This window comes from Janthinobacterium violaceinigrum (assembly GCF_009208555.1).
GTDB classification, from domain to species: domain Bacteria; phylum Pseudomonadota; class Gammaproteobacteria; order Burkholderiales; family Burkholderiaceae_D; genus Janthinobacterium; species Janthinobacterium violaceinigrum.
Genome location: NZ_WFLI01000106.1, coordinates 1 through 688 on the forward strand (window position 1 = coordinate 1; position 688 = coordinate 688).

The following is a 688-nucleotide window of genomic DNA, read 5'->3' on the forward strand; positions in this document are numbered from 1 at the left end:
TTGTTCAGCACGCCGCCGACGTTGACGCGCGTCGTGCCTGCATTGATGTCGCCCGTGCTGGTATTGTCGAAATTGGCGGCACCCAGGGTCAGGGTGCTGCGCGCCTGGATCTTGCCTGCATTGGTCAACAATCCGCCGATAGTGATACCGGCATTGCCATTGGCCATGATCTCGGCGCCCGCGTTCAGCGTGAAGTTGCCCGCCAGGTCCAGCGCCAGGTCTTGCTGCGACAATACCTTGCCGTCGCCGCTCAGGCTGCCTGCACGGATGTCGGTGCGCTGGCCGCCGATGATGGTGCCGCCCGTGTTGGTGATGGCCAGGCCGCGGCCGGGACCGCTGTCCTGCAACGACAGCGTGCTGCCGGCGCTGAGCATGCCCAGGGTATTGTTGATGCTGCCTGCGCTGTTGATCGCCAGGTTGCCATCGGCACGCACCGCGCCTTGGACATTGCTGACATTGGCGCTGTTCAAGGTCACCTGCACGCCTTCGATGCCCTGGTTGGCGCCCAGGGTACTGGCATTGTCGATCGCGCCGCCCGTCACGGTGACGGCCGCGCCGGAGCGGATCAAGCCTTGCTGGTTGTTGATACTGCCGCCACCCGCGTTCAGGCCGATATTGCCCAGCACCTGGATTTGCCCGCCCTGGTTTTGCAAGCCGCTCAGGGCCAGATCCAGCGCCGACTTGCCCA

1 protein-coding gene is annotated in these 688 nt (G+C 64.7%); it reads right to left on the bottom strand.

Annotated elements, in window-relative coordinates; genetic code table 11:
- Positions 1–688 (bottom strand): hypothetical protein (locus GCN75_RS28820; protein WP_226941631.1); only part of this gene is annotated, 688 nt, incomplete at both ends.